This window comes from Dellaglioa sp. CoH-57-MRSF-22 (assembly GCF_056781895.1).
This window is the reverse complement of the sequence record NZ_JBXAXT010000266.1, coordinates 1-241: the sequence shown is the minus strand read 5'-3', so window position 1 is coordinate 241 and position 241 is coordinate 1. Positions and strand designations below refer to the sequence as shown.

The window sequence follows — 241 nt, the reverse complement described above, 5'->3', positions numbered from 1 at the left end:
CGCGGCCCGTGTCCACCATGCGACGCGTACATGGCCCCAAGCGCGTATTCAGCACCGCTCCCGATCGCAGCATAGTCGTAAGCGGCCTCAACCACGGTCCCGTCTCCGTGAATCTCAAAAATGTGGGAGTCATAGCCGAGTAGGATATTCACGTCCTTAAACGGCTTATCTCGGCTGGTGCCGGATTCAAGCAGCAGGCAGCGCCGCAGTTCTTCACGCACTGGCCCGTGGATGAAGCGCT

1 protein-coding gene is annotated in these 241 nt (G+C 59.8%); it reads right to left on the bottom strand.

Translation table 11 applies throughout. The features are described 5' to 3' along the window. On the bottom strand, positions 1–241 hold a 241-nt coding region (locus tag AC1RPR_RS09025), incomplete at both ends, for a hypothetical protein (protein ID WP_481763611.1).